The following is a 23,061-nucleotide window of genomic DNA, read 5'->3' as shown; positions in this document are numbered from 1 at the left end:
GCGAGCGCTTTTCATATAAACTATTAAATCCTATGAAGCTGCATTTACCCATCTATCACCTGTCGGGTTTAAGCAGAAACAATTGCCGACTGCTCGAAAAACTTGGCATTAATACAATTCTCGACCTGCTGCTTTACTTCCCCCGCGACTATATCAAGTATAGACGAGTCAAAATATCTGGGTTGCAAATAGGCGATTCTGCCACCATTATCGGCAAAATCAAAAAGCACGAAATTATCAGTCCGCCTAAAAATCCTCGGCTAACAATCCAAACGCTTATCGTTAAGGATAAAACAGGTAGCATTGCCTGCAAGCGTTTCTTCAATCATCCGTATTATCAATCTCAACAGTGGAGAAACGAGCAAATCTCGATGTACGTTAATGGAAGCATTGTTGCTGTATCGGGCGCAGTTAAGGCCGATCGCTATTACGGACGGATCTTATCTTCACCGGAAATTCGATTAATTGACATAGATGAAGCAAGAGACACGAAAAACTCAATCATCCCGATTTATCCATTAACAAAAGGAGTCAGCAACGAACTCGTTCAAGATGCAGTATCCTCTGCTTTGCAACTTCTTGAGTTACTAATTGACCCCCTACCGCAGGATCTCAGACGAAAACATGGTTTGATGGAATTGCAGGAAGCGATCGCTTTTATTCACCAACCCCCAGGTGAATCTCAACTAGAAGCTGCCCGTCGTCGTCTAGTATTTGACGAATTCTTCTATCTTCAGCTATCGTTTCTCTTGCGCCGCCATCAACTTTTGGCAAGTGAGGCTGTTACAAATATCGCTCCTGTTGGCCCACTACTGGAACAGTTTTACTCTCAACTTCCCTTCTCGCTTACCTCGGCTCAACGTCGAGTCATCGACAATATTCTCAACGACATGACTTCCAAAACTCCGATGAACCGTTTGGTACAGGGAGATGTCGGTTCCGGTAAAACTATTGTTGCAGTCGTTGCGGTTCTGGCTGCTATCCAATCTGGTTACCAAGCCGCACTAATGGCTCCTACAGAAGTGCTAGCTCAACAACATTATCGGAAAATTGCCACTTGGTTTGAACCCCTTGGCGTTTCTGTCCAATTGCTAACAGGTTCTACCAAAACTGTCAAACGCCGAGAAATCCACGCACAACTGGAGACTGGCGAACTGTCTGTGTTGGTGGGAACTCACGCACTGCTGCAAGAAAAAGTTAACTTCCATCAACTCGGTTTGGTAGTTATCGACGAACAGCACAGATTCGGAGTCCAGCAGCGGCAACATTTGCTCAACAAGGGGAACAGACCTCACGTACTGACGATGACTGCGACTCCCATCCCACGTACTTTAGCACTAACATTACACGGCGATTTGGATGTTAGCCAAATTGACGAGCTACCACCGGGGCGACAAAAGATCCATACCAAAGTGATTAATCAAGGCGCTCCAGCTTATGATTTTATCCGCCATCAGGTAATTCAAGGTCATCAGGCGTACATCATCCTTCCGTTAGTTGAAGAATCGCACAAGCTGGATTTGAGAGCAGCAGTAGTAGAATACGAACGATTATTAACGGAAATCTTCCCCGAATTTAAGGTAGACTTGCTGCACGGTCGAATGACATCAGCCGAAAAAGATGAAGCCCTCAACTCCTTCCGCGACAACAAAACTCAAATACTCGTTTCCACCACTGTAGTAGAAGTAGGCGTGGATGTTCCAAACGCTACAGTCATTTTAATCGACCATGCCGATCGCTTTGGCTTGGCTCAACTCCACCAGTTGAGAGGTCGGGTTGGTCGAGGTTCGCACCGTTCTTATTGTCTGCTGCTCAATACCAGTAAAACCGCAGAAGCTAAGGCACGTCTTGAGGTGTTAGAAAAGTCTACTGATGGGTTCTTCATTTCGGAAATGGATTTGCGGCTGCGTGGGCCAGGTGTTGTGATGGGCTATCGGCAGTCGGGTATTTCCGAATTTGCTCTGGCGAATATACTGGATGACGAGGAATTGCTGAATTTAGCTCGTTCTATGGCATTAGCGATCGTCAAAAGTAACCCGAATTTAGAGCAACATCCTTTGATGGTTGCAGAACTCAAAAGATGGGGACTGACGAGTTGGAATTGTGCTCTCAATTAACCAATTATCTTAAGGTAAGTAGTCGGACAAAAGAAAACGAGACTGTGTTAAATTGTGCAACACAGGGAAGAGCGATCGCTAAATTAAGACAAGCGATCGCTCTTGATCTTGCAAGCTCACGATTAAATAACCAAAGTTTGGGGGAAAGTTTTCTAAGTAATAATAATTTAATTTTAGATGAGCAACCAAATGAGCGACCGAAAATACAGAAAGCTAAAGCTTTGCACGATTCTGGGTTATCTGAATCTAGATTCTCGGAAAGTTTATCTGTATTTATTTAATTAAAGCGATACCTTGTTACCTCTAATCCATTAGTTTTTTGTCGAGATTCTATGGCGTTTATGACCGCCAAACATAATTCATATTCATCCTCAAACATTCGCCCAGCTAATTCATCTTGTTTGATTCTTTGCCATTCATTCTCAATGCGATTTAATTCGGGGGAATAACTAGGTAATAAAAAAATATATAATCCTTGTGCTGACCATTTTTCATGGTTGGTCTTAGTTAATTTACTTACATGGATCGAGCCTCCATCTTGAACTACAACAGTTATTTTTCCCGTTTCCTTTAATCTTTCTGACGCAAGTGTTGCTTGCCAATCCATTAGTTTTATATAATCCCCGCTCTTGAAACTCTTTAAAGCTAAACCATATTCAAAGCTTTTTCCTGGCTCTAATAAGCCACAAATATTTAATCTTCTCCCTTTGTTTTTAGGTTGTTCAATTCGTTTTTGTTTCCCGATTTTCGCCCAAGTGTATAATGGTTCTGCCCACAAATTAAAGCCAGATTCATCCAAATATTTTAAATAAATTTCTCCGGCACTCGCTGCCAGTTCTAACATTTCTAGATCGTTTCTCTTAATTTCTAACTGCTGAGGATTCTGTTTAGATTTGAGAGACTCTCTAGTTCTCTTCCACATATAGTTTTTTTTTCAAGATTCTGCGGAGGTGGCGTTCACTCAATTGAATTTTTTTGGTATTGGCTAAAATTTGACACAACTGGCGACTACTATAAGTTCGGGGTTCTGTTTCTAATTTTTGTTCAATTTCAGCTAAATCTTCTGGCTGCCATTTTCTTCTTCTTCCTGGTTTCGGAGTATCTTCTAATCCACTGATTTCTCTTTCTAACCAGCGATGTATGGTATTTCTTACCACTAGTTTAGAAACGTTAAAATAGCTGGCAATTTTTTCGACTTTCCAACCTATAGCACAGAGCCTAATTATACTAGCTCTGTCTCTAGTTTTTTGGGAAACAGTTGTCGATTTACTTAATTCCAATAGTTTTTGGTCTTGCGCTTTTGTTAAAAATACTCTCAAAGGTGGTGATGACATTCAAGAATTACCTTTTAGGTTACACTTTTATCTATTATCTCATACCTATTATCGAGCGAATGAATTCAAAAACCTCTAACCCAATTTTTGGTGGCTACAGGACACTATAATACATTTGTTCTATAATTCTTGGCTTCATAGCACTACATCCCAGCCTCAATAGAACTTAACACAGTCTCGTTTTCTTTTGTCCGACTACTTAGTATTTCAGATTGAGTTAGTGGCTCGATCGGCAAATCTGCCCCAATTTCCACTAGAGTAATTTTTGCATTCTCAACCACTGTATTCCCTAGAATTGTGTCGTGCATTGCGTCAAATTTTGAAGCAGCTTCAGCAATGCGTTCGTAATGCAAAATTACATGATAGTGTTTGACAATTGGCTCGCCAGACTGGGTTCGTTCCACAGCATCCCAATCTCGATCCTGACGTTCTTCAGCAAGCTGACGATAACGATCGGCTAACTGTTCTAATGCGATCGCAATTGTATGTTCCTTGGTTTGACCATAGCAACGAATATCTGAAGTAGGACAGTCGCTCAAATCTGTTGACATTTGGCAGATATATTGTCCATTAGCCTGTGGCAACACGGTTAACGAAATCGTTCCGGTAACTGAATTGGGATTCATCATTTACTTCATTGAAAACTAATCTAATGTTGTTATTGCTGATTATGTACTGGAATATGTCTTCTACCCCTGTTGTCACAGTCTGGAATGAATATCAACATGAAAAAATTAACTCCGAAGTAGCCAAAACTTACCCCAATGGTATTCATGGAGCGATCGCTCAACATCTACAATCCGTAGGACTTTTGGTGCAGACAGCAACATTAGACCAGCCAGAACATGGATTAACATCTGATGTGTTAGAGCGGACAGATGTACTAATTTGGTGGGGACACATTGCCCATGACAAAGTACAAGATGACATTGTAGATAAAATTCATCAGCGAGTTTTGTCTGGGATGGGATTGATTGCACTTCACTCTAGCCATTTTTCCAAAATCTTTAAACGATTGATGGGTACGTCTTGCAACCTCAAATACCGTGCTACAGGAGAAAAAGAGCGCATTTGGGTGGTCGATCCAGCACACCCGATCGCCAGTGGATTAAATGAATGCTTTGAAATTCCCACTGAAGAAATGTACGGCGAATTTTTTGATATTCCCCACCCTGATGCCTTAGTATTGATCAGTTGGTTTGAGGGTGGAGAAGTGTTTCGTAGTGGTTGCTGTTTCCACCGGGGAAAAGGCAAAATTTTCTACTTTCGTCCCGGCGATCAAGCATTTCCAACTTATCATCAACCCGAAGTTCTCCAAGTAATTACTAACGCAGTTTTCTGGGCGAATCCAACTCAACCACCAGATATTCAATTTGGTAAGCGTCTTCTCAAGTAAGAATTACGAAATTTAGTTTTTGACATATAAACAGCTTCCTTAACTTTCCATTGTTTGTGAGGGAGTAATTCTTTAACATTTTGTAGTTTAACTAAACTTCTATAATCACCTGTAATTTGAAAAACGACTTTAGCGAGCGCTTGACAACAAGCATCAGGATATTTAACAGCTTGCAATTCAGAAAACCGAATCACCACCCAATTTCTTTCTAAAAAAAACCGATTGCGCTGATTATCTTTATTCCTATCCATACAATGATGAGGTTTTCCCGTTTTTCCGTCATAAGGTTCGTCAATCTCGATATCTATAGCTAAACCTGTTGCTCGATGAACTAGAATAAAATCAGCAGTGTAACAAAAAGATGTACTGGGTATAGGAAACTCACCACCCATGCAGAAATCATAACAATCGGAAAAATAACGGCATAAATAAACAAAAAACTGTTTTTCGCTTACCCCTTGTTGTGTTCCTATTTTCCCCTGGCTTGCTGGTGGTTGAACAATCTCTCTCAATAACTTCTTAAGCAGCTTAGAACGCTTTTGTAACAGAGAGTTATACTGCTCGCTTTCCTTACTTTTTGACTGCGAATAACTCAATTGATAACTTTCGTAGTTAGCTAACTGTTGTTGATATTCAGCCAGTCGTTGGTGATAGCGATTTTGCCGTTGGAAATCCACAAATCGTAGATAATAAAAAACTGCTACTACACAGATTGAGGCACATACCAGCGATAACAGAAAGGCTATAACATTCATGGGAAATAGCCAGTTAATTAACATTAATATTGGAACGCTGACTATCCAAAGCTGAATTACTAAATAATAACGAGAATTATTTAAAACTGGCAGTCGTGGCAGAAAAGGCTGTTGTATTTTAAGAGTAGCGTTTTCTTCCAAAACTGGTATTGGGTTATCCGTACAGAACTGACAAATTGAATCAGGGATAAGAATAACAGGATAAAAACCTCCTATTGAATTCATATTTACACCTCTTGAAACCGAAGTTAATGGTTAAATTGTATCTGTTTTATTGTTGTTTTTTTCCTCTCCATTGGAATAGATTTGGCTATTTTATTGAACATATTCATTGTTATCGTACTCGACCAAAACTTTTACATAATTACCAATTACTAAACTACAAAAAAGGTAGCTATAACCCATCATCTAAAAGAATTACCAACCCTTCCATCTAATTGCCGATGTCATCAAATTATCAATGGGCTAACGCCCAAGAATTTTGGTGGAAATAATCAATTCGTAAGCTACCACTTATGCCAACAAATCAGTCCAATAATACCCAAAAAAGTACCGCAGACCGTCTCAAATCCACGCGGGATAAACTGATTAGGAAAATCAAATCAACCTTGAAAACTGCCACACCAGAAGAAATACTGGAAGTGTGGATGCTAACGAAACAGCAAGAACTCAAAAGAACCACACCAAATTTATCTGCACAGCAGATAGAAACTGTAGTAAAGTCGCTCATCCTAGAACTAGGTTATGACATTATTACTACCTCATCAGACGAAAGTGAAGCCAACGACTTAGATGAAGACAACGATACTTTTGTCGATGACGAAGATGACCTTTCCGAAGAATTATTAGTTCCTAAAAAACAAGTTTCGGCTTTGAAAAAAGTTGAAAAATTAAGGGCTTCAACAAGAAATGGAAAACATTGAATCAGCCATGTCCCAACCAAAATCTGAAACTGACAATACCATAAATCCGCCCGTTGAAGTAGATAACTTCGATTTAAACTCCCTAGAAGTAATTTGGGACGGAAACGATGAGGAAATTGACCTCAAAAATTTAGAAGAACCTACCCCAGGAACGCTAAACATCCTCAATCGAATTGAAACTTTTGATGATTATTTTCATTCTTGTGGAAGGTGGTGAATAATGTATTTAGCCAAAAATTCGTTAGCCAGATATTCGATTCAAGCCGTTCAATTATGGAATCAATTAGAAACGGCTGAAACTCTCGAAGAAGAAGAGGCTATCCTTAAGGAAATCTGGGAAAATCAAACAGACCAAGAAATTGCTGCTGACACGCAAGCCGAACTTGCAGACCAACTAGATGCGGAAATTTATGCCGTTAAAGCACGTCTAGAACATTTAGTCAAACTGCATAATCAGGCGATTGAAAAACTAGAACGTTGGCGCAGCAATTTAGATAAAACTCTGCTAGAATTTCACTCAAAAGGAGTAATTTCTACAGAGATTATAGGGCGTTCGCGTCACATTCGACTCAAAGAAAATCCGCCTAGTTGTGAAGTGTTAATTAACTCTTGTGATTTGCCAGTTGAATACCGTACAGAAAAGCTAGTTGTTACACCAAACAAACGCAAAATTGTAGCCGATTGGAAATGTGGTATTCCTGTTTATGGTACTCGAATTGAACGTAAACTCAGAGTTGAATACGGCATAGTACCATCAAATCTGACTACTACTACTGAGGTAATTTCTCATCGTCAAACTGCATCAAACACTGAGGAAAACTACTCAAATATAACACAAAGTACTGGGCGAAAAGAAAAAGCGATCGCTAAAAGTGTTGATAGTTCTAAGAAGAAAGTGAAAGCACGAGTTAGCTAGTAGTATACCTTATACAAGTATGGGAGGTTTCGCTAACAGCAGATAGCATTTATATGGCTATCTGCTAACCAAATTTTTTGAATTAATTTAGTGTAACTTTATCCATGAACAAACAAAACAACCATTCGTTTGACATTTCAACATTTAACACAATTACTTACCGGATTCATCGAGGTAAAGTTGTCATTTTGATTGAAGATCAAGATAATTACCTCGATATATCATTTCCCATTAAAGATGGGCGTTTATTCGTCATCCTTGGTTCTATTAGAGCCGCCGTAGCTGAAGCAATGACTGATTACTTAGAACTAGAAGCATATAAGGATGAACCACTTTTACTAATCAGTTGAGCTTTGAACAAAAATAAGTTGAATTAACAGTAATAATGGGGGCTAACGCCCATAAGAGCTATGACAAGCTATTAAACAATATAGCAAGATGAAATGGTTTACACCAGAAGAAATTGTAACAAATGCTAATTTATCAGTAAGGAGTGAGGAATTAATTGACTATACTCTTAAATCAGAAGATGAAGAAACAATAGAAGAGAGATTCCAAAAGGTTGGACTGCTATTTGACCGCACTCGTTGGCAAGCAGAAAAACCTTATTTAGCTCCACTTTCGCCAGCTAAAGCTAAAAAAACAACCGTTAATGAACCATCAATTCCTACAAGTGATTCCGACTCCATTGATGAAGATTTGGCAGAGTCAGATGAAGAAAATGCTCTTTCTGAAACCGAAGAATTAAGCAATTTACAATCCGAACAACCAGAAGAACCTTATATCTTCGAGGAGTGTACTGTAGAATTGCACCTAACATTTAAACCAGATGACGGTCATCCCGATGGTCGGATTGTTATCATTTCAGCAAGCAGTCATGGTGACTTTCCAGTTAGCGAAAAAATCAGAGAATCGTCTTTGGGAGAACTACCATCTCCTCTAAAAGAATTGCTTGAAAAACTAGTAGTAGATTTTCCTAATCGCCAAGTGCGGCGACAGATTGCTAATACTTGTAGTCAAAAGAGAAATAAACCCAAAAATGAAGTGAGTAACACCACTACTGCTACAACTTCTACTGAGTCTAAATCTACTGGAACGCAACTAACATTATTTGGAATTTGAATAATCAAACAAACTTTTGGGAGATAGAAAATGACTGGAAAAAAGAAAGTGCTAATTTCCTTTGAAGGACAACAACATCCTGTTGATGAGGATATAGCAAATGACGATAACGAACTGCGGAAACTGCTAACAACTTATTACCCAGATTGCGCTAACGCTGACATTATTAGAAAACCGGGAGAATTGATTACAATAGCTAAACGTAACGGTTCTAAAGGAGCAATAAAACTATGACAACCACTTCTTTAGAATTTCTCATCAATGCACCAGAAGAAGTCAATCCGGCATTATTCATGTGTTGCAAACTGCAACGTTTAGAGCTTGCGGGAGAACTTGATAGTGCAATTATGAAACAAATGATAAAAGCTATTGAATTAGCTATTGCACAAGGAACAGATGATGTAAAAGCAGTGGAACAAACTAAGGAACGATTATTCAATAGTCGTTCTGTAGCTGGTGCAGTTCCAATGGGGTTTTGATATGGCTGTAATTTGGAATGCTAAATCTGCTCTGCAAATCTTACAACAATGTCAACCAATTACTGATTTTAAATCAGCAACCGATTATTTGTTAGCGCATCTCAACACCTATCAGCTACTCAGTCTTTACCAAGAATTGTTTCCTGTGGAATGGGAAAAAAGCCAATCCGAACTCTACTCAGAAGATGGAAATCACAGTTCAAAAGAGTTGGAGTTTATTTCGCTGGTTAGCGAACATTTATTTCCCATTGATGACATGATTGTAGAGGGTGCTTATGAAGAACGCCTCTATCAAATTCCTGTCTCGCCTCAAGGAGTAGATTGGCAAGACCACGAAGAAGGAATTGACGCTTTACGAAGTGGATGGCAGATATTACTTCCACTTTCTCACTCTGGTCGATGGTGGTTGGAATCGGTAGCGGGTGATGATGGAGAATCTTGGTACGAAGGCACTTTTGGATATAGTTTTAAAGATATTGCACCTCCCGAACAAGCTGATTTCAAACTTCTCAAAAGATTAGCTTTTCGTGCTGCATCTCCCATCAACGCTTTACCTACAGCTTTAACAATTCTTGACTTAGAAACTGGCAATATTTGGTTAGACCAAGTTATTTATTACGAGAGTTACTGGAATCGTAATTTTGAGTCAAAACCTTGGACAATTGAGGCAATTAATTCTCTAACGATTGAGTGGAAAAAAGCTACTCAATTACTAAATAAAGCTGACGAATTAATTGATTGGATTGAATCTGACCCGAACACCAATTTTTCGCACATTTTAGCATTATGGAATCTGACATTGCAGCTGAAATAATTCGGGAATTACTGGAAATTGCTCCCCGAAAGTTGTCGGTTATTCAAGCTGAACTTCTCTTTATTGAAGGCGGTACTTACATTTTTCATTATCAATCCGGGGAGAGTTCCAAGTACAAATGTTTGTCTCCAACTACTCTCCGAGCAGCTTTTGCAAATGCACCGATTGATTCGGGTTGGATAAATCCTGAATCGGGAATAGTACGTTGGGGAACTGGTAGCGTTGGGGAATGGACAATTAAATTTGTTCCGCCTCAGAAACACGAAATAAATTTGTTGGAATCAAAGCACTTAATTCCTTTACCAGGAATGGTGTTTTTGGGCTTGAAATCTGATTACTGGATTTGGGCAATTAAAGGTGCAAAATTTGACCCAGAAGCTGAAGCTTTTCACGTTCCTTTGCCCAATGTTTATTTGCATTCTTATCCTTCTTGTGGACGTATTTGTTGGGGAGAGCATAAACCGCCTGTTGCTTCGCCTAATACGATTACAAATGCTTGGGAATTGTTCATTTCTAGTCCCTTTAACGGACATTTGAGTGATAGTAAATCTAAGACTCAACCCAGTGATGTGCGAATGCAGATAAAAAAAGTGGTTAAACGTTCATCTTACCCAGTTAAAGATTTAATCGGCACCAACCAAACAATTGCTAAATTAGTTGCAGCCATAACTGATGATTTACCACCAAGAATTGGTCGATTATAAGTTTGTTAAAGTCGGAGAAAATCTGCCGTCTCACTCTAGCAGTATGTTCGAGTATTTGATTGGCAGTAATGGCATCTTTGTGAGAGCAATTAGACCGGGATTAGAAGCGATAATTCCGGTGGAAGTTTTTACTGCGTCAATTAGAGAATTAGAACGAATTGAACCTTTCGTTCGATTAACTCCCGGACGAATTCCTCAACAAATACTCATTCAAATGTGGAGGGAAAGTTGCATTGCTGCGCTTGCAGAACCACCGTTAGAAATTGTTTTCCATGTTCAGCACTTTTCAGAACAATGGCAATTAGTAATTCCAGAGCAAATGCAAAGTTCTGGTAAGTGTAGAGCGATTGAATATGGTTTAGATTCCTCTTACATTAATGCCACTGTGGAAGTACATTCCCACAATCGAATGGGTGCATTCTTTTCTGGTGCAGATGATGCGGATGAAGGGGGTTTTCGCATCTTTGCAGTTTTGGGGAAAGTAACTGAATCGAGTGTCCAAATTATTTGCCGAGTGGGAGTTTATCGGCAGTTTTGGCACGTTCCGGCTGACTGGATATTTGAATTGCCTAGTTTCGTTGTAGATGTGACAAAAGACGGAGAAAAAGGCAATTCGATTAACAAATTTTACTCTAGTTCTGTTGCGCCATGTTTGTTTGATGACCCTATTGGAGATTTACCTGATGTTCAACTATGATTATTTACAAGCTTCTTCTTTAATTATCAAACAAACAGATTCGATCGATTTTTGGCTAGTTGGGGCGGGAGGAACTGGGTCTTGGCTATCGTACCATATTGCACGGCTGGCACGGAGTTTGGGTAAGTTGGGCAAGAAGGTGCAATTGGCGATCGCAGATCCAGATATAGTTGAAGAGGCTAACATCAGCAGGCAGGCTTTTTGTGACAAGGAAATCGGACTGCCCAAGGCGCAGGCTCTAGCTTTGAGATATTCTATAGCTTGGGGAGTGGACGCGACGGCTTTCGTGCAGGAGTTTGACCCAAAGTTGATTCGCTACGCCTATGACAAGCTGACTATCTTGGTAGGATGCGTGGATACGGCAGCCGGGAGAGCAGCTATTAACCAGGCTCTAGAGTTAAACCAATTCTACAGCCGTTCTGAAATGCCCCGCGTGTGGTATCTTGATTGCGGAAATCATGCCGCAGCCGGACAAATCTTGCTCGGCAGTTCTTTGGAAACTGACCCGGAGTTCTATAATTTTGGGGGGCTGGGATGTGCGAGGTTGCCATCTCCAATGCTGCAAGCTCCTGACCTTTTGAAGCCGAAACCAGAAGAGTTGACAAATAACCTATCTTGTGCTGAGATGGCGGTGTTGAATTTGCAGAGCGAAAGTGTCAATGTCCGGGTGGCGGCTGAGGCGGCGGATTTTCTGTACCGGATGGCTGGGGGTAATCTCAAACGGTTTGCTACTTATTTTGATTTGGAGAGTGGGATGGCGCGATCGATCTATATTACCCAGCGATCGGTGTGTGCGGTGTTGAAATCTATCGCAAGTGAAACAATAACACCATGTTAACCCGATCTTGAGCATCAATCAGATGGATATGCTAGGGAATCCGCTATTTGATCTGCTAACTTTCTTGCACCTACTGCATCAATTTCCTGTAATTGCCCGAGCATTGTTTTCAAATTTTGAAGCCGAGCTTGTCTGTCGATAATCCATATGCGATCTGAATCCCAGAATTCAGCAAGAACTTGAACTAAAAGTTCACTTTCGTCATTTCTGCTACTGGGTAAGTGATTCTGGTTTTGAACGAGCGTTGTGAAAAGTAATTGGCGGAACTGTTTATCCTTCGTTGATTTGCCAATACGATACAATTTTATTCTCAACGCCCAATCAGTAAGTAATACCTCTTGAAAATGCTTAAAAAACTCCAAAAGCCAATGGTCTGCTTGACTAGCTTTTTCAGCATTATTTTCATCACATTGCCACAAAAAATCAATTAATTTTTTCCATACTTCTCTAGCTTTACCGAGGAATCTTAGATTTGAATCCTCTTGATTTATAAGTTTAAAAAGATATTCTCCAACCGTACAAGCTATGTGATTTCTAAATGAGTTGTCAATTATATTTAAAGAACTCCATTCAACAACACAGTAACTTAACGTATCTACAACATCACTTAAAACAATGCAATCTACCAGTCCCACAGATTTTAAAGCCTCAATAAGTATATTTATTCGTGCAGCAACCTCTGTAGGATTAGATTTTATTACCGTGCTTAAGAGTTGAGACTGATCTGTATAGAGTTGTATATTTACATCGCTATATCCGTCCTCTCTTTGAGCGCATTTGTAATCCAAATAGACAGCCTCTCTCTGGCGAATCAAAGTAAAAAGCACTTGACGGCACAAGGCAGTTATAAAATCCTGAACCTCTGTGTTTTCTAGTTGGACTTCTAATACGGGAATTAATACCGCTCCTAAAAAATTCCAATCGATTTTGCAATTACACAATCCATATTTTAGCATACGAAATACTATTTTAAGACATGGAATTAGTAGTTCTGGAGTCGAGTTAAAAGCATCAATGATAGATAATTCAGGAATTTTTTTCGTTACAAATTGAGATTCTAAGTTAGACCAACTTTTCTGAACTTCAGGATGTTCTCCATTACTTATTGGATCTGCAATCTCATGAAGTCTAATTATTGGAACCGAATGGGTATCCTCTTGCAAAATTGCTTGATTGGATAGGATTATATGAGTTAGTGCAATTAGGCGAGCTATCCAAGGAGTTACGTTGATTAGTTCTTGAGTGAGTGTATGATCTAGCCCATATTCTCTTATCCACGAGCGCATAAAAGCCGAGGTATTGTAATTGCGGACACCAATAATGCAACGGAAAGCAGATGCTCGAAGTAAGGTTTCAGATTTGCATCTTCGCAGCAACTTAGGGGCTGTATGAGCAAGAAAAGCTTCAGCATTTATATTGTAATTTTGACAACGGCTTGAAACATCTAAATTTATCGGCAGATTAGAAAAATTACTAGCATAATGGGTGATATAGCAATCCAAATCTTGGTTTAGCTCGTTGCTAGGAGGCTCCAGGACAACAGTAATCATCGCCCAAATTGTATCTAGAAAAGCTTTTTCTTCCAAGCGTTCTTGTAAAGAAGTAAGCTGTTCTTCACTTGTTAAAAGAGTAACAAACTTCCTATCTAGTTCTGGTGTCTTTTGCAACTCACCATCTAAAATTTGTCGGCACATCATTACGATTTCAAAATGCTTAAGATTCCAAAGCGCAGATTCGGCTTTAGCATCAACTTCAGCATCTTCAGGCAGAGTGCCAACGAAGCGAAAGCTTTGAGTTCCATGTTCATCCTCTTCTGATTTAGCATCAACTTCAGCATCTTCAGGTAGAGCATCCACGAAGCGAAAGTTTTGAGTTCCATGTTCATCCTCTTCTGACAGCCAGTTGTTGTCTTCAAACCAAGCTCGGATTTTTAATGCACGATACTGGCTAACCTCTGGAATCAAATTAAGCTGGTTATTATCCCAGTCTTCCAAAATTCGAGACTTTGCATTAAAAGGAATGTCTCCCTTTAACCACATTCGGAGTATTATGCCTAAAAGGGGAATTTTTCGGTGAGATAGCCGATGAAATTCAATTAACTCTTGATATTCTTTTTGCGATAATTTTGTCCTAGCATTAAAAGAATCGAATGCGAAATTTTGCCCTTCATCAATCTCGTCAAACTCTATCCATATTAAAAGTTGTACTGATGACAGCAGAGGTAATAAGGAACCTTTCAAAAGATTTGGATCGTATTTAGCTAGCGAAATCAGTACCCCAAGCATTGCAACAGTGTCAGTACACTCAAAGATGATTGATATAGAACGTTCGAGTTCTGCTTTAGTCGGACGGCTGTAGAGCCATCCCTCTAGTGTCATTAAAAAACAAGCAACAATATTTGGTGACCAAGTATACTTGCGATGCCAATACAGGGCATGGCGACCACCTTTGAAGTGTTTTCTATCCTCGCCAACAAGCAAAGTTACGCCATCAGTATCAGTCTTTGGCATACCCTCCAGTTTGTTTTTTGCCCAGTGGTGTTCGTGCCAATAATCTGTAGCTACATTACAAAGGATTGCAATAACATCAACTGCAAGAGGTTCATTTATTTGAAAGAGATAAAGAAGTGGGACAAATTTGAATGTACAAACATCAAGCTCATGAGATCCTTTTGTTCCAAGATTATTATCTAACAGTTCAGAGGATCGCTCGAACTCATAGTGATAACCAGGCGGTGAAATAGTCAGAGCTAAAAGTAATTCAGCACCGAGTTGTGGATTGACACGAATAACAGCACGGAGATATACACCATTCTCCTTCAACATGAATTTTCTAAAATCACAATTTACTTTACCTGAAGGGCCTTTCGGGTGCGCCGATTCAAGTATACCTACTCCTGGAAAAATTATGGAACAACTCGTGTGAGTTGATGCTAATTCTGTTGCGGGAATCACTTCTCGTCCTGCCAAAGCTCTCAACAGCCATACTGAACGCTCTGGAACAAGTTTTAGTGTAAAAATGATACAAGCAAAAGCTGCTGATGAGGAATTATGTAACCAGTACCGTTTCTCTTGGTCGGGATCGGGTAACAATACCTTATGAGCCAAATCAACAATTAGTTCTGCAATCTGATCTCGCAGTGGGAATGTTTCTGCAACGCCCCAGTTAAGGCAAGCTTCTGCTGCTTTAAAAATTAACTTAGAGTTTTCTATCAAAGCCTCTTGATTCTGCGCTAAAAGCCAACGCCAAACAGGTTCCCACAGATGTACTTTTGGAGTTCCAATTGTACGTTCGTATAACATAAGCCTTTGGCTTGCGGACATTGACTGGAAAACTCCAAAGTAATCAGGAATCGGCTCGGTTGCGATCGCTAGAAGACGAGAGATGAGACGCTTTATGAAAAAAGGAAGGTGTTCGCCGGAACAGCCTTGGAGAACTGAGCTTGGCTGTCTGCTCAAGATCGCGCCATCAAGAAGCAAGTCAATAAGCTGTAAATGATTGCCTTTCTTGGCCTCTTGAAGCAATTCCTGCCATGTTTCAGTTTCTTCTGATTCCATCACAAGATACAAAGCAAACCAGCGCACTGGCTGCGACCAAAGAGGATTTCTCAAAATCGTTGCAAACTCACTAACCTCTAGCTCACGACGTTTCCCCAGAAGGTAACGAAACCTTGCACAATCTCCTACAAAACGGTGTGTGACAGCTACTTTTTCTTCTACAACTCGAAGACAGTCCCGCCGCACCAAAGTATATAGAGTTGTCGGAGCGATACCTAAGTCATAAAGATACAGATCAGGAGTAAATTTATCGGCTAATGAAATGGCTGTTTCAACTAAGACACGACCTTCTTCACTGACCTCGTACCCATTCCCTACATGAGAGCGCCAGAACCAAGCGAGTAGGTCTAAGTCATTTTTGAAGGATGAAACATTGATATTATCCTGTTGAACGCTACTAATCAGCCAGTCAAGAAGCTTAAGGTTTAAAGCAGGGCCAAACTCATCAGCACGTTGGACAAGGCTCGCAACGTTGCCTGGTAAAGTATTGGATGACTGAAGATCGTTTATAGGTAGTTGTGGAAGCTTAACAACGTTTATAGAAAGTTCTGCGCCAAGTCTAGTAACAATTTTGTTGCGAACTCTGGATTCAGCATCTGTATGTGTCACGAGTACAAAACGCACATCCGTTGATGTTTCGTTAGCTAGAGCATTTTGAAGGAGGTTAAGTACACAATCAAAGCTTTGATCATCGGCATCACTCAGGTCATCTATGATGATGATGGGTTTCTCAATTACCTGAGCTGCTAGCAGTTCATCAATACGTCTTGTATCTCGGCTGGATGTGGAGTCTGGAGTTTCTGTAAAGAAAAGAATGTCAGACGGATGGAGAAACAAGCGCGTGTAGTCTTGAAAGCTTGTTTGCATACCCAGCTTGCAAAGTGCGGATTTTCCAGATCCCGATGAACCGATGAGAAGGGTTATTCGGTTCGTGAGTACAGATGCTTGTAGCTGTGAAAGTAAATCTTTCCTGGGTAGAGACAGACTGCTACCGAGTGTATGTCGAATACCACGAAGTTGATAATCCGAGCGACTGAATAATCTTGCCAGTGTTGCTTGGAACGCTTCCAAGCTTTTATCATTTATGAGTTCCCGCCATATAAGAGCGCTTATACGCTCAGGAGATAAGCCTGAACCAAGTTGAAAAAGATAGCCTAACCATCGTCCAATAGTTGTTTCAGTATCTTCATCCCGTGACAAGTTTTCTAACTCCGCCGTTAAGTCATCTTTTGGAGTGGAAATAAGCTGATAAGTGACACGAGATTTAAATTCAGAAAGTTTTTTAGAATCTTTTTCTTTTGATCTAGTTCCCCACCCCTGAATAACATCATGGGTATTTCTATCGCCTTTGATATCCTCATTCTCTCCAGAGATTACAAATCGTAAATATTTTATCAACTCCGGTGTGCATTCAGAAGCAAGATTAAAAATTTCCCAAAGTTCATCTAGTGCTTTGTGAACTGCACTGTCTGAAAGAGTTTTTTTTGCTTGCGTGATAGTCCAAACTACGTCTAATTCAGCCAGGTCTGAAATGGCTTCACTAAGAATTTTATGACCAATATTCGGATCTTGTTGATCGGTGCGAGAAGCTTTTTTCCATCGCCTAACAATTGTTAACAACGTTAATAAAGATTGGAATTCAAAACCACTCAAAGCATTAGAACCACCTTCTGCTCGATTGGGTTGTTTTTCCTGCCATTCATTTCTCAGCTTATTAAACTGAAAAAGTAGATCGAGTTCAGATATTATTGCAGTCGAGTTTGTTGTTTCACTATCCACCATGCCTAACCCTAGCTTTTCCTATAAAAGTTTGTTTACCCTTTGGGTTTAAAGGGCGGTTACCACCGCCCCATAGAAAAAATCCCAACTTAAACCCTATTTATATATGTAGGGTCAGCTTCGATTCTCTGATCAAAATCCATATTCTCCTATTGTGCGATCGCTCTCCCCAGCCTGTCCATCAAATCCGCCGGAGCGCTATTGGGACACACGAATGAGTATTTATCCTCATCTTGCGGTTTGATTGCCAACTCCACCAGCCCTGTATCTTCCTCCTCTTCAAACAGAACCGAACTAGCGATCGCATCAACCATTAGTCCCATTTCCATCACCTCAAAAACACTTCCAACGGTCAACACTTGACCGAATTTCAACCTGCTAACGCTTAGATAGTCTCGCCATACCTTTTCCACAATAAATATTAGGAGAAATCAACACATGGTCGCCACAATTGTCACCGAAGAAGGACTCAAAATTCCCGTTTTCGATGCCGCTTACACCGATGCCAAAGGTCGCAATGTAGGCAAGTTCTTCAACAACCCAGAAATCCTGCGCCACTCGATTCTGCAAGCAATGTTTCAACCAGAAGAACTGCACTCATTAATGATAGTCAAACTTGACAAATCCAATCCCGATTCTCGCCAACTACGCGCCAGCATCCACGACCCAGAAGACGGAATTAAGCGACGCATGATATTTCAATCTGGCAATAGTTATTACTTCGGTGACGAAACCCTAGCCAAAAAGATAGGAGACTTATTCGTAACCGAAAAAGACACCGCCTGTCGCTACGGTTCCCTTCTCGTCAGCACTTGTATGTCCGGCGTATCAGAATGCGACCATCTACGAATAAAAATTGTTGATTTCACCGACCCACAATATGCTAAATATCGCACCGGAGACTGTCACGGTGCCATCAGTTCCGAATTACTCAAAAGCATCGGCGGCGAGAAAAATCGAGCTTGTCAATTTCGTTTTGCTTGGCTAAGTAGTTGGAATTCAGAAAATACAGAATCCACACCCCAAGTTAGCTTTCTGGCTAAAGGAACCCTGCGTCCCGATGACAATTTACTCGACTCATTAGCCGATTCTGAAGGTAACAAACCCCAACTAATTTTAGACCGTTCTAGCATCAAAGGCATCAATAAAAAACAACTCAAAGAACTCATTCCTTGTGGCGATTACGAATTACCCAAAGCCATCCTTGGTAATCGTAAAAACAGTCAAATCGGCATCACCCAAACCAGCTGGCAATCCACCGGAATTTGGTTCGATGAAGCAGCCCAAAAACAAGACTTAGTACCAGCAGCTAAAGTCGAAGCTCAAAGACTCGCAGCACTACAACGCGACCCGATGAAATTGCGCCAAGCCATGATTGAAGATTATGACAAACGCGAAGCATATTTAGCCCGTTTGAACGAAAGAAAACTCAAAGAACAGCAGGACAAACTATCAACTACAATTGACGATGAAATCAACATTGATACCGAAGAAAGTACCGAAGATAAAAAGCGGGAAAGACAGGACATTCAGATGCTAAAAGCCGATAAATTCGGACTGATGATAGGCAGTCCCGAATTCACTAATATGGCAGAAAGGTGGCTGGCATCCAAATGGCGAAATCTAGCAACCAGAGGTGCTTTATCAATGACCTCTGCAATGGCTTTACCCTGCGAAGATTTACCCAGAGGTGTTGTTTGCGCTCACCATTTGAAAGAAGGAGAATGCGTTCAAGGTCGATTCCCCATTCTCAACAAAGATGGTTTGAGAATATACCAGAATATCCACGCAAAAAACCTGGAAAATATTCCAGATGAAATCCGCACTGTGATGGCAAAAATTAAAGGTGTAATTTGGTTCCATCCCAAAGACTTAGAAAAGTTCCATCAAGGTGATTTTGACGGTGACGAACCCTTTGGCATCGAATCTCGAAAAATCCCTCACATTGCCCAACAAATCTTACCAGCACAAGACGGATTATTTGAATTTGGGAAAGTAACACAAGCTGAGAAAATTCCCTATACCAAAGCTAAGTATCGAGAAGACGACCCCGAAGTTAGAGAAGGTAAAGTTAAAGCAGGTCAACGCAAATTTACCACCCTAGAACAAATCGGCGTTGCCAGTTCTCAAAATGAAGTCGGAATCGTCGCTTTAGCTATCGGCAAAGTAGCAGCAGCTATTCCCAACCCTGGCGAAGATGAAAAGTTATTTCTCAAGCAACAAAAGCGATTCATTGCTGCTCTTAGCATTATGGAACAGTACGAAGTTGACTACCAGAAAAACTCGCTGCGTGGTAAAGATGCTAAAGAAGTGAAAGAGAAAACTGGTTTAAATCCCGATACTTTACTCGAAAAAGTAGATGAGTGGTGCGACAAACACAAAAGCTGCACTTACTTTTTCCAGTATAAAGGAGACGAGCAACTGTACAAACAGTTTCCCATGCCAGCCGACTTCCCCAATCCTATTTACGTACTAGCCAAAGAAGCCGTTAATCCTTATTGGGAACAAACGCGACTAATTCACCGAAACCGAGATGAATTTCAGCACATTCTTCCCCCCATTCCAGCTTATCTAATCGTGTCAAAAGACGAGCGCAAACAACTGGATGCAGCAGGTATTGAGTACGAAAAAGAAGGTAAGGAATTGCACGTTCCTTATCAGTACAAAGATGCCTTACTAGAGAGAGAAATTGAGTATCGCCACAGCAAAGAAATTGACATATTATGGTCAGAAAATGAATTACAATGGGCGAAAGACTTAGTGCAACGCTTTCAAGAAGACAAGAGTATTATCTACGAGCGCACTGGCAGCGACATCAAAGCGCGAAAAGAGGAAATGGGCAAACTTTATGATAGTTACCGAGCCGAAAATGACGAAATTTGGGATACTCCTGACCGAAAAACTAGGGCGGCTCATGCCTTATTTCAAGCTACCCACACTTCTGATAATTTAAGCAAACATCGGACAATTTGCCAGAAGGTAGCAGAGGAATTAGAAATTACCTTTTCCCTACAAGAAGACTACGAATTACTGAACGAAGCCTTACCACGAGATGTCTACGTTCTGCAAGTTCCTTTCCAAAAAGTGAAAACAAAAGATGGCAGAACTATTGACCTACCTAACCAATGGAAAGACGCACTCGATAGCAAAGGTATTGCCTACGAAGCTACTACTCATCCCGAATTACCACTTGTTGAATTCGCCTTCAAAAACTTACCCCAAAGTATGATAGCGAAACTCGATGCCAAATACGGAGATAATTCCAACGACCATATCGATACCGACTCTTTAAAAGTAACGAATTACTCCGGTAATGAAACCCGACTTCTCATTGTTCCTCCCGTCGATTGTCGCTGGATTGAGTCTCAAGATAAAGCAGGTAGAGGCGCACTTGTCTACAAATTATTCATGGATGAAATCTGCGATGCTCTGTCAAATTATCGGGTAAATCAAATAGAAGTCGTCAATGTCAAACATCCCGATAATGACTACTCAGAAGAGGATTTTTCCAAGTCAAAATGGAACGCTCGGAAAGTTACTTTGCAAGTGGGGACGATCGATTTACCTCCGACTCACGAAAAGTATTACCGATTTCAAGGCACTCCCATTATCCAGCTTGACGGAAAAAATTTGGGTACATTTTCCCCCGATAGTCCTAAGTTACCCCCTGGAACTACTTTTGAGGCGACGCTTTCTCCTGATAAGGGCGGTAGGTCGGTTATGCTGAAGATCGATCGCGAATCGATTCTATTGCCTGAAACTCAACTGCCACAAATCGATTCACCTGCTGCCATTGCTCAACGCGATCGCGCGCAGTACAGCGCCAAGAGCGATCGCACTCTCCAACCACCACTAGAACGAGCTTCAAAACCAGAAACAGCAATTAATAACCCAAAACGCGACAGCAGCAATGCTAAAGCGGACAACTGGCGGCTTTCTCTGCAAGATACCCTCTTTAGCGTCGTTTCGGAAACTTACAAACAACGGCGATCGCAGCTTCCTTCCCATAGTACCCAGCACTTCAAGTTTGGCGATAACCAATGGACTGCTTACGTGCAGCCGAACGGTGATTGCTTTGTCAGAAACGAATCCAAACGCACCGTGTTTAAAGCCAACGTCCACACCGAGGAAGTCCAAATTCCCCTAACAGAGCAAGCAGCGGCTCGTTTCCAAGAGATGATTGTGGAACGAGAGAAAGCTTTGTCCCAGCCCCGAACTACTCTCGCGCCTGCGGTTGAATCGAAACCGAGAGAGTTGGAAATGGTTTAGTCGAGTGTAGGGGGTTGGAGATTTAAGGGCGATATGCTGGGAGGCACGCTACGCGATCGCACAAGCCCCAATGGAAAATTTTCCATTGAGTTATGTCACTTACTTGTCACACTATTTACTACAACATTGCCAACTGACTGCTTGTAGTGACGCGAAGCCGAAAAAAGCACCTAAAAAAAGTAGGTAATTTTGTGCATTTTTTACCTACTTTTTCCTAGTATTTCCTCCTATTACCTCTTTTTTCCTATTTATTCCTACTTTCGAGCAAATTTCGTAGACTTTATTGCGAATAATTCTTGTTTTTGGAGGGATTTTTTGCACATCCAGCACTACTCATTTTTCCCTTAGTTTGGCAGCAAGCCATGTCAATTGTACGCACAAAAGCAAAAGTTAAGTATTTATACTGTGTTGTAGTTATTCTTGATGCCTGTTGCAGCAGATTCTAGAAGTTTGGCTAAGGATTATATATATCCAAATTCCAACAGCGATCGCACCCCTAACCAATCGTCTGTGGGTGCTTGTCCTAATTTTGTTGTAGCCAATATCCCAAAAGCTGAGGGTATAGATGATGCGATCGCACTTCCGCCAGCTAAACCAGTCGCCTCTAGTGCTGCTAGTTCGTAAGATCGCTCTCAGCCAAGTGGACGATACACCCCCTTCCGATATGTTCCAATTTATCGGAATTGTGGCCGAATAAAACATAAACCGAAAGAAACAACCTTATTTCCATCACTATTGCTGAAAATTAAAGCAATGCCAGCAATGGATAAATCAATACAAACCTTACCAATCAAGGTTTAGTCGTTCTCCGACTCATAAATCTCAACAATGCTTGGTTTAAATAACCATTGCATCGAACACTGCTGGCATCAAATCTCAATATACAACCCCTAATTAACTCAACTTAACTAATGTGCTTACAACCACAACCAATCCAACCAAAACTTTACCACCCAAAAGCGGACGAACTGAAACCGTTCGAGTACGCTTAACCACCTTAGAAAAAGAAAATTTAGCGAAAAGGGCGACAGAAGCAGGCGAAAAAACCGTCTCTGATTACCTGCGAAAACGCGCTTTTAATTCCGTCTATACCGTACCTGCTATCAACGAACAAGCCTGTGGCGAACTGCGGAAAATGAGTACGCATCTTTACCAAATGACAAGGTTCCTAGAAAAAGCAGTACAAGCAGGACAAATCCCCACACAAAGCCTTGAAGTTCTACAAGAATTCAGCAAAACGCTGGGTGAGTATCACCAAGAATTAAGAGGAAAAATCGTCAGTGAATTCTTCACTGAACCAAATACGTAGCAAACCACAACCTATTTCAAAAACCTATTTTACCAGCAATTCCTACTTGTAG

General features: G+C 40.8%; 23 protein-coding genes. 17 read left to right on the top strand and 6 right to left on the bottom strand.

Going from position 1 to position 23,061, the window contains the following annotated elements; all coding sequences use genetic code 11:
• The first annotated feature begins 32 nt into the window (after window positions 1–32).
• Together recG and ACE1B6_RS09690 are read left to right on the top strand one after the other, a co-directional pair.
• Window positions 33–2,117, top strand: coding sequence for an ATP-dependent DNA helicase RecG (gene recG, locus ACE1B6_RS09695; protein ID WP_413257053.1), 2,085 nt, complete (start codon window positions 33–35; stop codon window positions 2,115–2,117).
• A gap of 44 nt (window positions 2,118–2,161) precedes the next feature.
• Window positions 2,162–2,398: a hypothetical protein gene (locus tag ACE1B6_RS09690; RefSeq protein ID WP_413257052.1), complete on the top strand. Its 237-nt coding sequence runs from the start codon at window positions 2,162–2,164 to the stop codon at window positions 2,396–2,398.
• Here the strand turns inward: ACE1B6_RS09690 and ACE1B6_RS09685 are convergent.
• From ACE1B6_RS09685 to ACE1B6_RS09675, 3 genes are all read right to left on the bottom strand, one after another.
• Entirely contained in the window at window positions 2,395–3,039 is a 645-nt protein-coding gene (locus ACE1B6_RS09685; protein ID WP_413257051.1) for a transposase, read from the bottom strand. The two genes, ACE1B6_RS09690 and ACE1B6_RS09685, sit on opposite strands and share 4 nt — an antisense overlap.
• Complete coding sequence (locus tag ACE1B6_RS09680; RefSeq protein WP_413257050.1) at window positions 3,023–3,451, bottom strand: helix-turn-helix domain-containing protein; 429 nt, start codon at window positions 3,449–3,451, stop codon at window positions 3,023–3,025. Before ACE1B6_RS09680 ends, ACE1B6_RS09685 begins: the two co-directional genes overlap by 17 nt.
• A gap of 143 nt (window positions 3,452–3,594) precedes the next feature.
• Window positions 3,595–4,080, bottom strand: a complete 486-nt coding sequence (locus tag ACE1B6_RS09675; RefSeq protein ID WP_413257049.1) for a hypothetical protein — start codon at window positions 4,078–4,080, stop codon at window positions 3,595–3,597.
• Window positions 4,081–4,133: 53 nt separating this feature from the next.
• Between ACE1B6_RS09675 and ACE1B6_RS09670 the strand changes: the two genes are divergently transcribed.
• The gene (locus ACE1B6_RS09670) at window positions 4,134–4,847 is read left to right on the top strand and encodes a ThuA domain-containing protein (RefSeq protein WP_459562995.1); all 714 of its coding nucleotides are present in this window, start codon (window positions 4,134–4,136) and stop codon (window positions 4,845–4,847) included.
• On the opposite strand, the gene ACE1B6_RS09665 is transcribed toward ACE1B6_RS09670, so the two are convergent.
• Window positions 4,820–5,827 carry a hypothetical protein gene (locus ACE1B6_RS09665; protein WP_413257047.1) on the bottom strand — a complete coding sequence of 336 codons (1,008 nt, stop codon included), beginning with the start codon at window positions 5,825–5,827 and terminating at the stop codon, window positions 4,820–4,822. The two genes, ACE1B6_RS09670 and ACE1B6_RS09665, sit on opposite strands and share 28 nt — an antisense overlap.
• A gap of 290 nt (window positions 5,828–6,117) precedes the next feature.
• Here ACE1B6_RS09665 and ACE1B6_RS09660 point away from each other — a divergent pair, with 290 nt between their 5' ends.
• The 11 genes from ACE1B6_RS09660 to ACE1B6_RS09610 all read left to right on the top strand — a co-directional run bounded on the left by ACE1B6_RS09660 (window position 6,118) and on the right by ACE1B6_RS09610 (window position 12,095).
• The gene (locus tag ACE1B6_RS09660) at window positions 6,118–6,525 is read left to right on the top strand and encodes a hypothetical protein (protein WP_413257046.1); all 408 of its coding nucleotides are present in this window, start codon (window positions 6,118–6,120) and stop codon (window positions 6,523–6,525) included.
• Window positions 6,526–6,532: 7 nt separating this feature from the next.
• On the top strand, window positions 6,533–6,742 hold the full coding sequence (locus ACE1B6_RS09655) for a hypothetical protein (protein ID WP_413257045.1): 210 nt from the start codon (window positions 6,533–6,535) through the stop codon (window positions 6,740–6,742).
• A 3-nt stretch (window positions 6,743–6,745) separates the two neighbouring features.
• Window positions 6,746–7,441 (top strand): siphovirus Gp157 family protein, encoded by a 696-nt coding sequence (locus ACE1B6_RS09650; protein ID WP_413257044.1) that lies wholly within the window; start codon window positions 6,746–6,748, stop codon window positions 7,439–7,441.
• Window positions 7,442–7,545: 104 nt separating this feature from the next.
• Window positions 7,546–7,791 (top strand): hypothetical protein, encoded by a 246-nt coding sequence (locus ACE1B6_RS09645; protein WP_413257043.1) that lies wholly within the window; start codon window positions 7,546–7,548, stop codon window positions 7,789–7,791.
• Window positions 7,792–7,879: 88 nt separating this feature from the next.
• Window positions 7,880–8,563: a hypothetical protein gene (locus tag ACE1B6_RS09640; RefSeq protein WP_413257042.1), complete on the top strand. Its 684-nt coding sequence runs from the start codon at window positions 7,880–7,882 to the stop codon at window positions 8,561–8,563.
• Between the two features lie 30 nt (window positions 8,564–8,593).
• On the top strand, window positions 8,594–8,797 hold the full coding sequence (locus ACE1B6_RS09635) for a hypothetical protein (RefSeq protein WP_073594904.1): 204 nt from the start codon (window positions 8,594–8,596) through the stop codon (window positions 8,795–8,797).
• Window positions 8,794–9,042, top strand: coding sequence for a hypothetical protein (locus ACE1B6_RS09630; RefSeq protein ID WP_413257041.1), 249 nt, complete (start codon window positions 8,794–8,796; stop codon window positions 9,040–9,042). The genes ACE1B6_RS09635 and ACE1B6_RS09630 overlap by 4 nt, the downstream gene beginning before the upstream one ends.
• 1 nt (window position 9,043) lies before the next feature.
• Entirely contained in the window at window positions 9,044–9,856 is an 813-nt protein-coding gene (locus ACE1B6_RS09625; RefSeq protein WP_413257040.1) for a hypothetical protein, read from the top strand.
• Window positions 9,829–10,560, top strand: coding sequence for a hypothetical protein (locus tag ACE1B6_RS09620; RefSeq protein ID WP_413257039.1), 732 nt, complete (start codon window positions 9,829–9,831; stop codon window positions 10,558–10,560). The genes ACE1B6_RS09625 and ACE1B6_RS09620 overlap by 28 nt, the downstream gene beginning before the upstream one ends.
• Window positions 10,529–11,257, top strand: coding sequence for a hypothetical protein (locus ACE1B6_RS09615; protein WP_413257038.1), 729 nt, complete (start codon window positions 10,529–10,531; stop codon window positions 11,255–11,257). Before ACE1B6_RS09620 ends, ACE1B6_RS09615 begins: the two co-directional genes overlap by 32 nt.
• Window positions 11,244–12,095, top strand: a complete 852-nt coding sequence (locus ACE1B6_RS09610; RefSeq protein WP_413257037.1) for a ThiF family adenylyltransferase — start codon at window positions 11,244–11,246, stop codon at window positions 12,093–12,095. The genes ACE1B6_RS09615 and ACE1B6_RS09610 overlap by 14 nt, the downstream gene beginning before the upstream one ends.
• Before the next feature lie 14 nt (window positions 12,096–12,109).
• Here the strand turns inward: ACE1B6_RS09610 and ACE1B6_RS09605 are convergent, their stop codons facing one another.
• Both ACE1B6_RS09605 and ACE1B6_RS09600 read right to left on the bottom strand, forming a co-directional pair.
• The gene (locus tag ACE1B6_RS09605; protein ID WP_413257036.1) at window positions 12,110–17,434 is read right to left on the bottom strand and encodes a P-loop NTPase family protein; all 5,325 of its coding nucleotides are present in this window, start codon (window positions 17,432–17,434) and stop codon (window positions 12,110–12,112) included.
• 146 nt (window positions 17,435–17,580) lie between these two features.
• On the bottom strand, window positions 17,581–17,790 hold the full coding sequence (locus ACE1B6_RS09600) for a hypothetical protein (protein WP_413257035.1): 210 nt from the start codon (window positions 17,788–17,790) through the stop codon (window positions 17,581–17,583).
• A 79-nt stretch (window positions 17,791–17,869) separates the two neighbouring features.
• On the opposite strand from ACE1B6_RS09600, the gene ACE1B6_RS09595 reads away from it, so the two are divergent.
• The 3 genes from ACE1B6_RS09595 to ACE1B6_RS09585 all read left to right on the top strand — a co-directional run bounded on the left by ACE1B6_RS09595 (window position 17,870) and on the right by ACE1B6_RS09585 (window position 23,009).
• Window positions 17,870–21,700, top strand: a complete 3,831-nt coding sequence (locus ACE1B6_RS09595; RefSeq protein ID WP_413257034.1) for a hypothetical protein — start codon at window positions 17,870–17,872, stop codon at window positions 21,698–21,700.
• A gap of 423 nt (window positions 21,701–22,123) precedes the next feature.
• Window positions 22,124–22,324: a hypothetical protein gene (locus ACE1B6_RS09590; RefSeq protein WP_413257033.1), complete on the top strand. Its 201-nt coding sequence runs from the start codon at window positions 22,124–22,126 to the stop codon at window positions 22,322–22,324.
• A gap of 289 nt (window positions 22,325–22,613) precedes the next feature.
• Entirely contained in the window at window positions 22,614–23,009 is a 396-nt protein-coding gene (locus ACE1B6_RS09585; RefSeq protein WP_413257032.1) for a plasmid mobilization protein, read from the top strand.
• The last annotated feature ends 52 nt before the right edge of the window (window positions 23,010–23,061 follow it).

Source organism: Floridaenema fluviatile BLCC-F154, assembly GCF_041929135.1.
In the GTDB taxonomy this organism is placed as follows: domain Bacteria; phylum Cyanobacteriota; class Cyanobacteriia; order Cyanobacteriales; family Aerosakkonemataceae; genus Floridanema; species Floridanema fluviatile.
Note: the sequence above shows the minus strand (reverse complement) of the source record. Positions and strands in the feature narration are given on the sequence as shown.

Excerpts from the sequence above, each read along its gene's own strand:
- ACE1B6_RS09590 (WP_413257033.1), top strand. The coding sequence starts at position 22,124 with ATGCCTGTTGCAGCAGATTCTAGAAGTTTGGCTAAGGATTATATATAT.
- ACE1B6_RS09605 (WP_413257036.1), bottom strand. The coding sequence starts at position 17,434 with ATGGTGGATAGTGAAACAACAAACTCGACTGCAATAATATCTGAACTC.
- ACE1B6_RS09635 (WP_073594904.1), top strand. The coding sequence starts at position 8,594 with ATGACTGGAAAAAAGAAAGTGCTAATTTCCTTTGAAGGACAACAACAT.
- ACE1B6_RS09660 (WP_413257046.1), top strand. The coding sequence starts at position 6,118 with ATGCCAACAAATCAGTCCAATAATACCCAAAAAAGTACCGCAGACCGT.
- ACE1B6_RS09655 (WP_413257045.1), top strand. The coding sequence starts at position 6,533 with ATGTCCCAACCAAAATCTGAAACTGACAATACCATAAATCCGCCCGTT.
- ACE1B6_RS09625 (WP_413257040.1), top strand. The coding sequence starts at position 9,044 with ATGGCTGTAATTTGGAATGCTAAATCTGCTCTGCAAATCTTACAACAA.
- recG (WP_413257053.1), top strand. The coding sequence starts at position 33 with ATGAAGCTGCATTTACCCATCTATCACCTGTCGGGTTTAAGCAGAAAC.
- ACE1B6_RS09645 (WP_413257043.1), top strand. The coding sequence starts at position 7,546 with ATGAACAAACAAAACAACCATTCGTTTGACATTTCAACATTTAACACA.
- ACE1B6_RS09685 (WP_413257051.1), bottom strand. The coding sequence starts at position 3,039 with ATGTGGAAGAGAACTAGAGAGTCTCTCAAATCTAAACAGAATCCTCAG.
- ACE1B6_RS09620 (WP_413257039.1), top strand. The coding sequence starts at position 9,829 with ATGGAATCTGACATTGCAGCTGAAATAATTCGGGAATTACTGGAAATT.
- ACE1B6_RS09670 (WP_459562995.1), top strand. The coding sequence starts at position 4,134 with ATGTCTTCTACCCCTGTTGTCACAGTCTGGAATGAATATCAACATGAA.
- ACE1B6_RS09675 (WP_413257049.1), bottom strand. The coding sequence starts at position 4,080 with ATGATGAATCCCAATTCAGTTACCGGAACGATTTCGTTAACCGTGTTG.
- ACE1B6_RS09640 (WP_413257042.1), top strand. The coding sequence starts at position 7,880 with ATGAAATGGTTTACACCAGAAGAAATTGTAACAAATGCTAATTTATCA.
- ACE1B6_RS09650 (WP_413257044.1), top strand. The coding sequence starts at position 6,746 with ATGTATTTAGCCAAAAATTCGTTAGCCAGATATTCGATTCAAGCCGTT.
- ACE1B6_RS09610 (WP_413257037.1), top strand. The coding sequence starts at position 11,244 with ATGTTCAACTATGATTATTTACAAGCTTCTTCTTTAATTATCAAACAA.
- ACE1B6_RS09665 (WP_413257047.1), bottom strand. The coding sequence starts at position 5,827 with ATGAATTCAATAGGAGGTTTTTATCCTGTTATTCTTATCCCTGATTCA.
- ACE1B6_RS09680 (WP_413257050.1), bottom strand. The coding sequence starts at position 3,451 with ATGTCATCACCACCTTTGAGAGTATTTTTAACAAAAGCGCAAGACCAA.
- ACE1B6_RS09615 (WP_413257038.1), top strand. The coding sequence starts at position 10,529 with ATGATTTACCACCAAGAATTGGTCGATTATAAGTTTGTTAAAGTCGGA.
- ACE1B6_RS09595 (WP_413257034.1), top strand. The coding sequence starts at position 17,870 with ATGGTCGCCACAATTGTCACCGAAGAAGGACTCAAAATTCCCGTTTTC.
- ACE1B6_RS09630 (WP_413257041.1), top strand. The coding sequence starts at position 8,794 with ATGACAACCACTTCTTTAGAATTTCTCATCAATGCACCAGAAGAAGTC.